At 61.6% G+C, this 14,454-nt stretch carries 12 protein-coding genes; 3 read left to right on the forward strand and 9 right to left on the reverse strand.

Annotation, left to right across the window (positions count from 1 at the left end; all coding sequences use genetic code 11):
* Window positions 1-6 precede the first annotated feature (6 nt).
* The 3 genes from AC1DLT_RS01165 to AC1DLT_RS01175 all read right to left on the reverse strand — a co-directional run bounded on the left by AC1DLT_RS01165 (window position 7) and on the right by AC1DLT_RS01175 (window position 4,180).
* Window positions 7-774, reverse strand: coding sequence for an SDR family NAD(P)-dependent oxidoreductase (locus AC1DLT_RS01165; RefSeq protein ID WP_477485600.1), 768 nt, complete (start codon window positions 772-774; stop codon window positions 7-9).
* A gap of 194 nt (window positions 775-968) precedes the next feature.
* A complete protein-coding gene (locus AC1DLT_RS01170) occupies window positions 969-2,330 on the reverse strand; it encodes a sigma-54-dependent transcriptional regulator (protein WP_477485601.1) in 1,362 nt (453 codons plus the stop codon).
* Window positions 2,327-4,180: a sensor histidine kinase gene (locus AC1DLT_RS01175; RefSeq protein WP_477485602.1), complete on the reverse strand. Its 1,854-nt coding sequence runs from the start codon at window positions 4,178-4,180 to the stop codon at window positions 2,327-2,329. Before AC1DLT_RS01175 ends, AC1DLT_RS01170 begins: the two co-directional genes overlap by 4 nt.
* A 221-nt stretch (window positions 4,181-4,401) precedes the next feature.
* Here AC1DLT_RS01175 and AC1DLT_RS01180 point away from each other — a divergent pair, with 221 nt between their 5' ends.
* A complete protein-coding gene (locus AC1DLT_RS01180) occupies window positions 4,402-5,736 on the forward strand; it encodes a dicarboxylate/amino acid:cation symporter (protein WP_040125833.1) in 1,335 nt (444 codons plus the stop codon).
* 100 nt (window positions 5,737-5,836) lie between these two features.
* On the opposite strand, the gene AC1DLT_RS01185 is transcribed toward AC1DLT_RS01180, so the two are convergent.
* The 6 genes from AC1DLT_RS01185 to AC1DLT_RS01210 all read right to left on the reverse strand — a co-directional run bounded on the left by AC1DLT_RS01185 (window position 5,837) and on the right by AC1DLT_RS01210 (window position 13,342).
* A complete protein-coding gene (locus tag AC1DLT_RS01185; RefSeq protein ID WP_477485603.1) occupies window positions 5,837-6,058 on the reverse strand; it encodes a hypothetical protein in 222 nt (73 codons plus the stop codon).
* A 127-nt stretch (window positions 6,059-6,185) separates the two neighbouring features.
* Complete coding sequence (locus AC1DLT_RS01190; protein ID WP_477485604.1) at window positions 6,186-7,397, reverse strand: mandelate racemase/muconate lactonizing enzyme family protein; 1,212 nt, start codon at window positions 7,395-7,397, stop codon at window positions 6,186-6,188.
* A complete protein-coding gene (locus tag AC1DLT_RS01195; RefSeq protein WP_477485605.1) occupies window positions 7,394-9,136 on the reverse strand; it encodes an ABC transporter ATP-binding protein in 1,743 nt (580 codons plus the stop codon). The genes AC1DLT_RS01190 and AC1DLT_RS01195 overlap by 4 nt, the downstream gene beginning before the upstream one ends.
* Before the next feature lie 7 nt (window positions 9,137-9,143).
* Window positions 9,144-10,265, reverse strand: a complete 1,122-nt coding sequence (locus AC1DLT_RS01200; protein ID WP_040125115.1) for an ABC transporter permease — start codon at window positions 10,263-10,265, stop codon at window positions 9,144-9,146.
* Between the two features lie 10 nt (window positions 10,266-10,275).
* Window positions 10,276-11,262: an ABC transporter permease gene (locus tag AC1DLT_RS01205; RefSeq protein ID WP_040125117.1), complete on the reverse strand. Its 987-nt coding sequence runs from the start codon at window positions 11,260-11,262 to the stop codon at window positions 10,276-10,278.
* 130 nt (window positions 11,263-11,392) lie between these two features.
* Window positions 11,393-13,342, reverse strand: coding sequence for an ABC transporter substrate-binding protein (locus AC1DLT_RS01210; RefSeq protein ID WP_247035094.1), 1,950 nt, complete (start codon window positions 13,340-13,342; stop codon window positions 11,393-11,395).
* A 194-nt stretch (window positions 13,343-13,536) separates the two neighbouring features.
* On the opposite strand from AC1DLT_RS01210, the gene AC1DLT_RS01215 reads away from it, so the two are divergent.
* Both AC1DLT_RS01215 and AC1DLT_RS01220 read left to right on the forward strand, forming a co-directional pair.
* Entirely contained in the window at window positions 13,537-13,698 is a 162-nt protein-coding gene (locus AC1DLT_RS01215; protein WP_157885318.1) for a hypothetical protein, read from the forward strand.
* A complete protein-coding gene (locus AC1DLT_RS01220) occupies window positions 13,698-14,432 on the forward strand; it encodes a FadR/GntR family transcriptional regulator (RefSeq protein WP_040125121.1) in 735 nt (244 codons plus the stop codon). The genes AC1DLT_RS01215 and AC1DLT_RS01220 overlap by 1 nt, the downstream gene beginning before the upstream one ends.
* Window positions 14,433-14,454 lie beyond the last annotated feature (22 nt).

The following is a 14,454-nucleotide window of genomic DNA, read 5'->3' on the forward strand; positions in this document are numbered from 1 at the left end:
CTCCCCTCACATCGCTGTAAAACAATTATCGACAAACAGATGGGTACCGCTGACGAAGCTGGCATCGTCGCTTGCAAGGTAGAGAGCCGCCTTGGCCACCTCGTCCGGCCGGCACATCCTGCCCTGTTGGGCCGCGATCGCCGCATCCGAGACGTCGACCCCGTAACGGGTCAGTGCCTCGACCTCCTTCTGGCCATGCGGCGTCTGGATGAAGCCCGGGCACACGGCGTTGCAGCGGATGTTGCGGTCTCGAAACTCGACCGCGATCGCCCGGGCAAACATGTGGCACGCGCCCTTGGTCGTATCGTAGAGAACTTCCATCGGTGTGGCGGCGACCGCCGAGATCGACGACGTGCAGACGATGGACCCGCCGCCAGCCTTGATCATCTGCGGCAGGACGGCACGCGTCATCAGGAACATGCTGCGGACATTGATGGCCATCAGCCGATCCCAGTCCTCCACCGAGGTTTCGAGGAACGGCCGGACGATGATCGTTCCGGCATGATTGAACAGCACCGTGATCGGTCCGAGTTCGCCGGAAATCGCGTCTACCGCGTGTTTCACCTGCAGTTCGTCGGAAACGTCGGCGGGTGCGAACGCAACCGTCATACCCTCTTCGCGCAGGCGAGCGGCGACGGCCGCCCCCTGGCTATGCGGGAGATCAACGATCCCGACCGCAGCACCTTCCCGGGCAAAAAGCTCGCTCGCGGCAAGCCCGCATCCGCCCGCGCCGCCACTGATGAGCGCCACCTTACCGTCCAGACGACCAGCCATTCATCCTCCAACCATCGTTGATAACCGCCGATCAGTAGCTGAGTTGGGCTCTTTTCGCGCCTCTTGTTCTCCGGCTGATGAAGGATGGCCATGCTTCTGCTTGATGGCAGCAAGTTGGCCTATTTTTGTGCCGCGGTCTATCGCTGACATGGCCCCCGTGCGTATCGATAGAGCCTGCCTGCGCCCCTGGACCCTTATCGGGCCGGCTTGACGCCCTGGTCGAAGGAGGCGCGCTCAATCCCGTGCCGTTGGAGCTTGTCGTAGAAGGTTTTCCGCGGAATACCGAGCGCCTCGATCGTACGGCGGACATCGCCTCCGTTGCTGGCCAGCGTCTCCCGGAGGATTTCCGCTTCATGCTGGTTGAGGCGCTGGGGTAACGTCAAGGTGGCCGCCTCTGGTGACGCCGTTGCCCTGTCGTCGTCACCTGCAAGCCCGAGGACGAAACGCTCCGCAAAGTGAGACAGTTCGCGGACATTGCCGGGCCAATGATGGGTTTCGAGATATTGGCGGGTAAAGGATGACAGAGCGGGCGTTTGACGGTTGAACCGCTTGGCGGCCCGTTCGCAAAAGAATCCGAAAAGCAGGAGGACGTCGTCGCGCCGTTCACGCAGCGGCGGGATGGAGATGGTGACGACGTTGAGCCGGTAATAGAGGTCTTCCCTAAATGCGCCGCGTTGCGCGGGATCGCCGAGATCGACCTTGGCGGCGGCCACGACCCTCAGATCGATCGGCCGTGTCTCATTGGTGCCGAGAGGTGCCACTTCACGCGCTTCCAGGACGCGCAGCATATGGATCTGCGTGGCGGGCGGCATGCTTTCGATCTCGTCGAGGAAAAGCGTGCCGCCACTCGAATATTCGATCCTGCCGACCCGCTTCTTTTGCGCACCGGTGAAAGCGCCGGGCTCGTGGCCGAACAATTCGCTTTCGATGATGGTTTCGGGAAGCGCGCCGCAATTGAGCGCAACGAAACTGCCCTTCGAGCGCCTGCTCCATCGATGGATCAGATTGGCAACGACTTCCTTGCCGCTGCCGGTCTCCCCGGTCACCAGAACGTCGACATCGGTATCGGCAATCTGACGAAGTGTTCTGCGCAGCCGCTCCATGGCGACGGTCTGGCCGATGAGCGGCAGGTCGTCGCGTGCCTGTTCGGCCACATCGCGGAGTGTCCTGTTCTCCAGGATCAGCCGCCGTTTTTCTGCAGCGCGGCGAATGGCCTGCACCAGACGGTCCGCGGGGAAAGGTTTGGTGATGAAGTCGTAGGCCCCATCCTGCATCGCCTTGACGGCCATCGGTATGTCGCCATGGCCGGTCATCAGGATGACGGGAAGGTCCGGATCGAGCTTGCGGACGCCGTCGAAGAGTTGCAGCCCGTCGATCTCGGGCATGCGGATGTCGGAAACGATGACGCCCGCGAAACTATCGTCGATCCGGACCAGCGCGGCGGAAGCCTTCGAAAATCGAGAGACTGCAAAGCCCGCAAGCTCGATCGTCTGGGCGGTAGCCTTGAGAAGATCGGCATCGTCGTCAACCAGAATGACAGGGGTTGGATTGCTCATGATGCCGCCTTGCGCAGATAGACAATGAAAGTTGTGCCGGTTTCGCCGCTTTCGACCTCGATGCGACCGCCGTAGTCGGCGACGATATCCTTCGAAATAACCAGACCAAGTCCAAGACCCTTTTCCTTGGACGTGTTGAACGGCGAAAAGAGCGAGCTTCTGATTGCCGGATCAATGCCGGGACCATTGTCCGAGACGCGGATCACAACCTCGTCCGATAGTGTCTCCACGGAGACATTGACGCTTGCATCGGTCCGGCCTTCCAGCGCTTCCAAGGCATTCTGGAAAAGATTGATCAGTACCTGTTCGAGCCGGACGCGATTGCCGGTGACGGCAAGGCCGGGCGGCGGCAGATCGATCGCGAGTATGTCGAGCCGCCCGGCGAAGCGGCTTCGCAGAAGAACGACCGCGCCTTCGATGGCACCCCGCAGATCGACGGCTTCGGGCGGCGTTCGTCCCTTGCGTCCGAAGGCCTTGAGCTCCTCGGTGATCATGCCGATGCGCTCCGTCAGCGCTGCGATCTCGCCGAGATTTTCCTCCGCCGACGCTTTCCGGTCCCGTTGCAGGAAGATACGGGCATTGTCCGCATAGGCGCGGATTGTTGCGACCGGCTGGTTGATTTCATGGGCAACCCCGGCCGCAACCTGGCCAAGGATCGCCAGGCGGTTTGCCTGCACGAGCTCCTGCTGCACCACCTGCAGTTTTGACTCGGTACTGCGATGATCGGCAATCTCTTCCTGCAGGAGGTCCCTGGCGCGGCTCAGATCGACGGTTCGTTCCGTGACACGACGTTCGAGCTCTTCGCGCAGGGTTTTCTCCGCGGCGATGCGAATGGTGATCATCTGCCGCCGCCGCAGAAGGAATGCGATCAGCGCCAGGATCGGAACAAGCACGGCAAGTGCAAGCAGTCGTGCTTCGCGAACCGCAGCCGCGACGGACGGCTCGGTCGGCACGAGATATTCAAGGCGCCAGGATGTCGAAGGGACCGGCGTCAGAAGGCGAAGATACTCACCTTCGCTTGTTCCCGGCAAAACCGCCGAAACGATCGATGCGTCGTCGGAGAGAGGTTGCGGCCGCACGATCGGAAGAGGCGTCAAAGGGGCGTCGCCGAATTGCAGGCTCTGGCGGATGGCGCCAAGCCGCTCTGCCGGCAATGGCGCAGTCGTCGTGAAGCGCCAGGAGGGAATGCTGGTGATCAAAACGACACCATTGGCGTCGGTGACATAGGCGGGACGGTTTGCCTCCCGCCAATCGCTTTCAAGCTGGTCGAATTCCATCTTCACCACAACGACACCGAGCGCGCCGGCCTGGTTTTCGGCGCGCCGCGAGATATAGAGTCCGGGCCGCTTGCTGACGCTGCCCAAGGCGAAGTGCTCTGCCGTTCCGTTCTCCATCGCCCGTTGAAAATATTCGCGGAACGAATAGTCGTTGCCGACGAAGCTCAAGGGTTCGCGCCAGTTGCTGGATGCGACCGCGATGCCGTCCCTGCCGGTGACGTAGAGAACGGAGGCGTGGGTGCCGGCCACGAGCCCTTCCAGTTTTCGGTCCAGGGCATCGACCGCTTCTGCGTCTCTCGATGCGAGCGCGCCGACCACTTGTTGATCCTCGGCCAGAAGCAGGGGAAGTGCGCGCGGTCTTTCGAGCACCGCACGCAACAGCGCAACCTTCAGATTGGCATCGGCGTGGCCCTGTGCAATGAGCGCTGCGACTGCGGAACTGCGGCCGTAATGACCGGCCGCATAAAGAGCGGATATCAGGATCGCGGTGGCTGCCAAGCCAAAGACGGGCCAGGTTGACCGTGCGAACGGGGGAACCTTGACCGATTTCTCTCGATGACGCTGCTCAAGCATCGGTGAATGTGTGCATAAATCCGCATGAAATGCAAAGGCCGATGCGGAAATCCGCACGCCACGTCATAAAGTCCGCCTTCCACGCCTAAATTTAAACGAGATAAATCAAGTGGTTGGCATTATCCGGTTCTTTGGCACGCATGTTGCTCCAGCAAAGCCTGCAGCAACAGTAACGCCGCGCCCCGGGAGGCCGATTTGGTTGGGGCGCCATGGAGGATATGATGAACGCAACGATTTCCGATGCGCCAACGCACGGCAAGCTTCCTTTCTACCGCCACCTTTATTTCCAGGTTCTCGTGGCGATCGCCGCTGGCATCCTGCTCGGTCATTTCTATCCGGACACCGGCGCTTCCCTGAAGCCGCTCGGCGATGCCTTCATCAAGCTGGTGAAGATGATCATCGCGCCAGTGATTTTCCTGACCGTCGCAACCGGTATCGCCGGCATGGCCGATCTGCAAAAGGTCGGGCGAGTCGCTGGCAAGGCGATGATCTACTTTCTGGTGTTTTCGACGCTCGCGCTCGCCGTTGGCCTGCTCGTCTCGAATATCGTTCAGCCGGGTGCCGGCATGCACATCGATCCGGCCACGCTCGACGCCAAGGCGGTCGCGACCTATACGGCGAAGGCGCATGACACCACGATCACCGGCTTCTTGATGAACATCATTCCGGATACGATCGTCGGTGCCTTTGCACAGGGCGATATCCTGCAGGTGCTGTTCTTCTCGGTTCTCTTCGGCATCGCGCTTGGCATGGTCGGCGAACGCGGTCGTCCAGTTATTGACTTCCTGCAGGCATTGACCGCGCCGATCTTCCGTCTCGTAACCATCCTGATGAAGGCTGCGCCGATCGGCGCCTTCGGCGCCATGGCCTTTACCATCGGCAAGTACGGCATCGGTTCGATTGCCAACCTTGCGATGCTGATCGGCACTTTCTATCTCACCTCGCTCCTCTTCGTGCTGGTCGTCCTCGGGGCCGTCGCACGCTACAACGGCTTTTCGATCATCTCACTCATCCGCTACATCAAGGAAGAACTGCTTCTTGTGCTCGGCACTTCCTCGTCGGAAGCGGCATTGCCCGGCTTGATGGCGAAGATGGAACGCGCCGGCTGCAAGCGCTCGGTGGTCGGTCTTGTCATTCCGACCGGCTATTCCTTCAATCTCGACGGTACCAACATCTACATGACGCTGGCCGCACTCTTCATTGCCCAGGCGACTGACACGCCGATCACGCTTGGCGACCAGATCCTGCTGCTGCTCGTCGCGATGTTGAGCTCGAAGGGAGCTGCAGGCATTACCGGGGCCGGCTTCATCACCCTGGCGGCGACCCTTTCGGTGGTCCCATCCGTGCCGGTCGCCGGCATGGCGCTGATCCTCGGCATCGATCGCTTCATGTCGGAATGCCGGGCGCTCACCAATCTGGTCGGCAATGCGGTCGCGACCGTCGTCGTCGCCCGCTGGGAAAACGAGCTGGACCCGACGCAGTTCGCTGCCGCCATGGCGGGCAATGTCGATGCCGAAAACGCTGTGCTGATACCCTCAGCCCAGCCTGCCGAATAATCGTCTGCTGCTATCGCAGCCGAAAAAGGTCGCCGGTCAGCCGGCGGCCTTTGCCGTTTCCGCAGAACGCAGGTGCTCTTGTCTTGGAATAAGCGGGGCTTTATTCTTCAGGCACGCCTTCGAGCAGGCCGTCATACACTTCGATGAGTGCATTGGTGATCGCCTGTCCCAGCGCGTTGCCGGCTACGCGGACCTGGTCCTCGGTGCCGTCTCGTGAGGCTTTGGCCAGTTCAAAACCCTCTTCGGCGACGATCTGCTTGGCCACTTCGATAGCCCACAGCCCGAAGTCGCCGCGATTATCTATCTTGATCGAGTTATCCATTGCGGTCTGCCTGTTGCTGGAGCAGCCTTCCTATATCGCCTCGGCAATGATGGACAGCGTCTATTCCCACAATATTCATCGCCGCCGCGAACGATGTCCCGATCAATTTTTCATGGCTGGGCCGCCCTCAGGTGTTGAAGTAATGCCGGCGCGACAGGCGCGTCTGCACGTAGAGGCGTTCGCCGTGAGTCCCCGGCGCGTAGGCGCCGCCGCTTTCCTGCACCGGGATCGAAACGTTGCCGTCGCTCGGGAAGCGGGCGACGAATTCCTCGTCGATATCGCAGCCGAGACCCGGCCCATTCGGGACCGCAAGCGAACCGCCTTGCTGGACAGGGTGCGGCACGATCGTGTGCTTACGGCCCTCCCAGTCGTCGTCGATCCGTTCGAGGATGAGTGCGTTCGGGATCGAGGCGAGCAGATGAAGTGCCGCATATTCCGCGACCGGGCCGAGCGAGCCAGAATGCGGCGCCATCTGGATGTGATGCGCTTCCGCCATCGCGGCGATCTTCTTCATCTGGGTAATGCCGCCGGCGCGTCCCGTATCCGGCTGGATCACGTCGATCAGTTCTTCCTCGATCAACTGCCGTTCGCCGAAGATGGTCGCAGTGCGTTCGCCGGCTGCGAGCGGGATATGGGCTGCGTCGCGGATACGCCGGTACCCTTCGACATTGTCCGGTGCGATCGGGTCTTCAACCCAAAGCAGTTCGTAGGGTTCGAGCTTGCGCACCAGGCGGCAGGCATCGGCCGGCGTCATCCATGGCGGGCCGTGCAGATCGATCGCGATGTCCATCTCGTCGCCGACGGCATCGCGCAGCATGGCGACCTTGCGAACCGGATCGGAAACGCCGCCGCATTTGAGCGCCTTGATGCCGCGGTTCTTGAGGGAAAGCGCCTTTTCGACCGTGTTGGCATGCGAATAGATCGGAATTCGGTCACGCAGCTTGCCTCCGAGCAGGTTCCATACCGGCACGCCCAGCACCTTGCCCTTGATGTCCCACAGCGCCATGTCGATGCCGGTCGCAGCGCCGCCACCGACCGTGCCGAGCATGCCGTGGCCCATCATGGCGATCGCCATCTTTTGCCACAGCTTTTCGATATGAGTCGGATCTTCCCCGATCAGAAGCGGGGCGAGGTCCCTGATCGCGGTTTCGACGACACGCGGCCAGCCGGAGCATTCGCCGATGCCGGTAATGCCCTCGTCGGTATCGATTTTCAGGAAGAGCCAGTTGCGGGTTCCGCCGAAAGGCTGGGCCGATTTTGGCACCGGCGCCGTCTGCCGCGCCTCAAGGTCGGGTGAGCCGACCTGCATAAGGAAGGTGCGAATACCGGTGATCTTCATCCTGCCGTGCTCCCATTCTTGACCTGGCTGGGTTCGGTATAACGGAATCGCCTGGAGCGATCGCGGTCGCGCGGATCCGGTCGCGGAATGGCCGAGATGAGCGCTTGCGTATAAGGGTGGTCCGGCGCGTTGCAGACCTTGTCGGCCTCGCCCACTTCGACAAGCTTGCCGCGATACATGACGCCCACCCGGTCGCACATGTAGCGAATGACCCCGATGTCGTGGCTGATGAAGATATAGGCGAGACCAAGTTCGTCCTGCAGCCGCATCAGAAGATCGAGCACCTGGAAGCGCACGGAAACGTCGAGCGCCGAGGTCGCCTCGTCGGCGACGATGATGCGCGGATTGAGCGTGATCGCCCGGGCGATGCCGATGCGCTGGCGCTGGCCGCCCGAAAACGCATGCGGGTAACGCTCGCGTCCGGCGGGATCGAGGCCGACCTGATCCATCAGGTGGCAGACCCGCTCGTCGAGTTCCTTGCCACGGGCGATGCCGTTGACCAGCAGGGGTTCGCCGATCACCTGTGCGACGGTCATGCGCGGATTGAGCGACCCGAACGGGTCCTGGAAAACCATGCGCAGTTCGCGCCGCGCGGCCTTCAGCTCGGCACCTTCGAGTTTGGCAAGATCGACGACCTTGCCGTCGGCGCGTCGATAGAGCATCTCGCCACCCGTCGGATCATAGAGACGCATGACCGAGCGGCCCATTGTCGTCTTGCCGGAGCCGCTCTCTCCCACGATGCCGAGCGTCTCGCCGGGAAGCAGCGCGATCGAGACGTCGTTCAGCGCCTTCATGTCGCCGAAATGCATGGAAAGGTTGCGGATGGTGAGGATCGGCTCGGCTGTCGTGTCGAGCGGCGGACGGGCAAGCCTGATCTCGGCCTTCTGCTCCAGCTTCAGCACCGAGCCGATCAGCATGCGCGTGTAAGGATCCTGCGGCGAATGGAAGATCTGCTCGACCGGCCCGTATTCCTTGGCGACGCCATGATGCATGACCAGCACGTCGTCGGCGATCTGGGCGACGACGCCCATGTCGTGGGTGATGAACAGCACGGCCATGCCGGTCGACTGCTGCAGCCGTTTGATCAGGTCGAGGATCTCGGCCTGGGTCGTCACGTCGAGCGCCGTGGTTGGCTCGTCGGCAATCAGCAGCTGCGGCTTGCAGGCGAGCGCCATGGCGATCATGGCGCGCTGGCGCATGCCGCCGGAATACTGGAAGGCGTAGCGGTCGAGCGCCTTTTCCGGATCGGGAATTTCCACCTGCCGCAGTAGCGAGATTGCCTCAGTCCTTGCCTGCGCCTTGCTCATGTTGAGGTGCAACCGCAGCACTTCGGTGATCTGGTCGCCAACCGTGTGCACCGGCGAGAGCGACGACATCGGCTCCTGGAAGATCATCGCGATGTCGCGGCCGCGCACCGAGCGGATCGCCCGGCTGCGCGGGTTGAGCTTGGCGAGGTCGAGCGACGTGCCGTCCGGGCGGTGCAGTAAAATCGATCCGGAGGCAATCTCGCCGGGCGAGTCTACGATCTGCAGGATCGAGCGCGCGGTCACGGATTTCCCCGATCCGCTCTCACCGACGACGCAGAGCGTTTTGCCAGGCTCGATCGAGAAGGAAAGATCATCCACGGCCCTGAAGACGCCGGTGCGGAGCGCAAACTCGGTCACCAGGTTCTTGACTTCGAGCAACGGCTTGCCCGCTGCAATCGAGGGGCGGGGGACGATGGAAAGGACATCGGTCATCGGCGCCTCACTTGTTGTAGGGATCGGCCGCATCACGCAGGCCGTCGCCGAAGAGGTTGAGCGCCATGACGGCGACGACGACCGCGAGCCCCGGCATGAAGAGCCATGGAGCGGTGGCGATGGAGCGGATGTTCTGCGCTTCACGCAGCAGCACGCCCCAGGAGATCGTCGGTGGCTGCAGGCCGAGACCGAGGAACGACAGCGAGGTCTCCGCGAGGATCATCGCAGGCACCGCCAAAGTCATCGAGGCGATGATGTGGCTTGAGAAGCTCGGCAACATGTGGCGGAAGATGATGCGGCCTTCCGAGACGCCGTCGAGGCGTGCTGCGGCGACGAACTCTTCGGTGCGAAGCGACAGAAAGCGGCCGCGCACGACGCGGGCGAGCTGCGCCCAGCCCGTGAACGACAGGATGATGGTGATCATCATGTACTGGAGTGTCGCCGGCCAGCCCTGCGGCAATGCGGCCGCCAGCGCCAGCCAGATCGGAATGGTCGGCAGCGACAGCACGAAATCGATGACGCGCTGCATGACGAAATCGATCCGGCCGCCATAATAACCGGAGATGCCGCCGAGAACGATGCCGAGCAGCAGCGACAGGAAGACCCCGACCAGACCGATCGACAGCGATATCTGGGCACCTTGCACCGTGCGGCTATAGACGTCACGGCCGAGGCGATCGGCGCCGAACAGATAAAGCGGCTTGCTCTTGTCGGTGGTGGCGATCAGGTGAATGTCGGTCTCGAAAAGACCGAGTACCGAATAGGTGTAGCCTCGGCCAAAGAAGGCGATCGGCACCTTCACGCCCGTATCCTCCACGAAGACGGCTGCCAGCGTGTTCGGGTCCCGCGTCAGCTTCATCCCATAATAATGCGGTCCGATCTGGAAGCCGTTGGTGGTATCGAACAGGTGAAGGCCCTGCGGCGGGTGAAACGTCGAGCGGGCATTCTGCATGAACGGGTCGTTGATCGCGAAGAAGCCCGGTACGAGCGCAACGATATACATGGCAAGCGTGACGACGAGCGCCGCCATGGCGAGCTTGTGCCGCTTGAAAGCCCACCAGATGAGCTGCCATTGCGAGGCAACGGCGGCGCGGTCCGGCCTGACATTGGTGATGGAGACATCGACCATGGGTGTTCTCCTATTCTAGCCGAATGCGCGGATCGACCAGCGCAAGCAGGATGTCGCTGATCAGCGAGCCGATCAGGGTGAGCGCGCAGATCAAAAGCACGAAGGCGCCGGCGAGATACATGTCCTGCGCCATCAGTGACTGGAGGAGCAGTGGGGCGGCGGTCGGCAGGTTGAGGACGATCGCAACCACGACGGAGCCGGAAATCAGGTTCGGCAGCAGCCAGGCGATCGTCGAGATGAATGGGTTGAGTGCGATGCGCAGCGGATATTTGATCAGCAGCCGGAACTCGGAAAGACCCTTGGCACGCGCCGTCGTCACATAAGGCTTCGGCAACTCGTCCAGCATGTTGGCGCGCATGACGCGGATCAGGCTTGCGGTAGACGAGATCGCAAGGATCGCAACCGGCAGCCACAGATGTGTCAGCAGGTCGTACATCTTGGCAAGGCTCCAGGAGGCCATCTCGTATTCCGGAGAGAAAAGCCCGCCGACGTCCGCGCCGAATTCGACCGCCGCGACATACATCAGCACCAGCGCCAGCAGGAAGGACGGGATAGACAGGCCGAAGAAGGTGAAGGCCGTGAAGGCATAGTCGCCGATCGAGTATTTCTTCACCGCGGAATAGACGCCGATCGGCAGCGCCAGCGCCCAGGTGGCGATCAGGCTTACGAGGGCCAGCACAAGAGTGAGCGCCATGCGCTCCCAGATCAGACCGGAGACCGGCTGTTGCCATTCGAACGAGATGCCGAAATCACCGCGGGTGAGGATGCCCCAGATCCATTTCAAATATTGTATCAACATCGGTTGGTCGAGGCCGAACCGCTCGCGCAGCTGCGCGGCAGTATTCTGGTCGACCACCTCGTTGGAAGACGCGAGAGTGGCAATGTAGGTGGTGACGAAGTCGCCGGGCGGGAGCTGGATCAGGACGAAGGCCAGGAAACTCACCGCAAACAGCGATGGGATCATCCAGAAAAGTCGCTTGACGATGAATTTCAGCATCGAACGCTCGCAATACGGATTGCACGGCATGCCGACGCGAGGCCAAAGGCTGTCGCTTCAACGTCCATGCAACGGGGCTGGAGGAGTGCCGCCGCCGATCAGACGGCGGCACCGGCGAGATAAACCCAGATCAGCTCGTGAAGGTGAACTGCTGTGGCAGAGCGGGACCCGGATTCGGCCAGGACCAGCTGTCCGGCTCCTTCTCAGGCACGTTGCGCAGATTGTTGCGGATGATGCCGAAGCCACCGACGGCAAGGCAGATCCCCATCACTTCGAAGTCCTCGGCAGCCAGATCGAAGATCTGCTTCATGACTTCCCCGCGCTTGGCGAGATCGGCCGTCGAGCGGGCGGCGTCGAAGAGCTTCATACGCTTCTTCTGGCTTTCCGGCGGTTCCTCGCCCTTCTGGCCGTTCGACGTGTACCAGAGCGTCCACGGGATCGCGTAGCGCGAACCCTGTGGGTGGAACGCGAAGTAGTCGCGCGGATCGAGCATCGGATCGAGACCGCCCGGGCCCGGCCAGACCTGCGCGTCGTGCGCATTGTCGTCGCCGCGGGTGTAGTAGAGCGCGCGCTCGATCGTATTGACCTTCATGTCGATGCCGATCTTGGCCCAATGCGCCTTCACCAGTTCCAGCGTATCCACGAGGTCCGGATAAAGCGTCGGGATGACGTCCACCGCAAAGAAGATCGGCTGGCCATCCGGCCGCAGGCGGATCCCGTTGGCATTCTTCTTGTCCAGGCCCGCCTTGTCCAGGAGGGCATTGGCTTTGTCCGGGGCGTATTCGGTGAACTGGCGCGCAAGCTTCTCATGGTACCAGGGATGACCGGGCCGCGGACCGGTCTGGTAACCTTCGCTCTGGCCGAAATAGACGATGTCGATGATTTCCTGGCGATTGATGCCCGTCGACAGAGCCTGACGGAAGGACTTGTCGGCGAAGATCTTGCGCAACACCGGGTCTTTGTGGGTCATGTTCAGATAGAGCGAGCATTGCTGTGCCGCGGACGGCACCAGCGTCATCAGGCGATAGTCGCCCTTCTTCATGTTCTGCGACAGGGTCGGCTTGTTGGCGAGCACGCTGATATGGCGCTCCTGGATGTCGATCTTGCCGGAGATGACGTTCAGCATCAGGGATTCGACGTCCTGAGAGATGCCGAAATTCAACTCGTCGATATAGGGAAGCTGGTTGCCTTCCGTATCGACCTGCCAGAAGTAGGGATTGCGGGTCATGACGACGCGGGTTGCACCGCCCGAATAGGGCTCCTTGACGACCCAGGGATCCATTGTCGGCTTTTCGACATTCGACCAGCGAGAAGGGATTTCGATATCGCCGCACTTGGAACGGAAAAGTTCCGTCCATCCTGCCGCTCCGGCCGCCTTCGCGTCCGCATCGAGATTCGGGTTATATTTCGGAAGGAACTTGCTGCAGTAGTGCTTGGCAAACAGCGTCGGATGCTGACCGAGCGGGGTCGCCAGGTTTTCCAGATAGAGCGCGTTGGCGGCAGCGAAGGTGAACTTGACGGTGTAGTCGTCAATTTTCTCGACGATCACCGGCTTGCCGGCGACGGCAAGCTGGGCCGGCGTGGAGCTGTAAAGCTCCTTGTTCTTGACGACATCCTCGATCGCGAACACCACGTCGTCGGCCGTGAACGGATGACCGTCCGACCATTTCGCACCCTTCAGCAGATGAAAGGTGAATTGCGAGGCGTCGGCATTGACTTCCCACTTCTCGGCAAGGTTCGGCAGGACTGCGGTAAAGTCCATATTCCAGCGGACAAGGCCCTGGTTGCCGACCATGCGCAGGATGCCGTTGTGGTCGGACGAGCCGCGCAGGCCGCGCCGCAACGTGCCGCCATACGTGCCGATCTTTTCCCAGGGCTTCACCACCATGGGGGTTTGCGGCAGCCGTTCGGCCAGCGGCGGAAGCTTTCCGTCCTTCACCAGGGCTGCCAGTTGCGGTGCTTCCTTGGCCCCGGCAGCGCTCGCGCTGCCGCCCGCCATGGACAGGGCCACTGCCCCGCTGACACCCGCCAGGAATGTCCGGCGGGTTACGCCGGAAGACATGATTTCATCGTCGCGCATAGATCTCCTCCCAATTCAGACCGTGCCGACCTGGTTGGCGATCTGGCCGGGTTCCCAGCCAACAGACCGCCATGGACCTCCATCCCATCGGCAAACGGGACCATAACCGGTTTTCAGATGATTACAAGTATTGACAGATTTTGACAGGCTCAATAGTCCTACCTCCCAAAAGCATGCCGAACGGGAGGAGACGCATGACTTACAATCCTCAAGACGTGGCCAATCCTCAAGACGTGGCGGAGGAAGCCTTCGTCGATCAAAGGCTCACGGCGGGCCGCAGGATTTCTGGTCTCTATTCTCCGGAAAAGGAAGCGCAGCCCGAGTTCCCCGAATGGGGACGTGAAAAGGGACGTTGATGAACCAGGCCGGCGTGATAGCGGCAGCCAAGGCCGAGCCTCGCTTCAGCGACATCATCTACGAGAGGATCGTGGAAATGATTGCTGATGGCCGCTTTCCAGTCAATGAAAGGCTTCCGTCGGAGCCCAATCTCTCCGTGATGTTCGGCGCGTCACGGCCGGTCGTGCGCGAGGCCCTGGAGCGTCTTCGTGCCGACCAGTTGATCGTCTCGCGCAAAGGCTCCGGTTCCTACGTGCGGCAGCGGCCGGACTCTTCAGTCCTCAACCAGGTCCCGGTCGGTTCACTGGCCGACGTGCAGCGGTTTTTTGAGTTCCGGGCAGGCCTCGAGGCGGAAGCCGCGGCACTCGCGGCGCGCAACTGGCAGGTTAATGACAAGGTCCGCATCATGGCGGCGCTCGCGGCACTCGAGCACTGTCTGGAGGTCGGAGAACTGGGTGCCGAGGAGGATCAAAGGCTGCATGATGCCATCGCCATGGCGACCGGCAACCAGTTCCACACGATCGTCCGGGAGTGGTTCAAGCCGCATTTTTCGATCGGCATGTCGGTGACGCGTAGCCTCAGCCTCAAGCGGACGCCGCTGCATGTCCGCCATGTGCAGGACGAACATGCGGCAATCGTGGAAGCCATCCTCGCCCGTCGGGAAACGGATGCGCACAACGCCATGAAAACGCATATCCTGAATGCGCGCGCCCGCATGTTCCAAGGCGTCGAGGCTCAATCTATCGACGCCTGATGGCGGCCGCAGGGAGACGCAT

The organism is Neorhizobium sp. 05N33 (genome assembly GCF_056397445.1).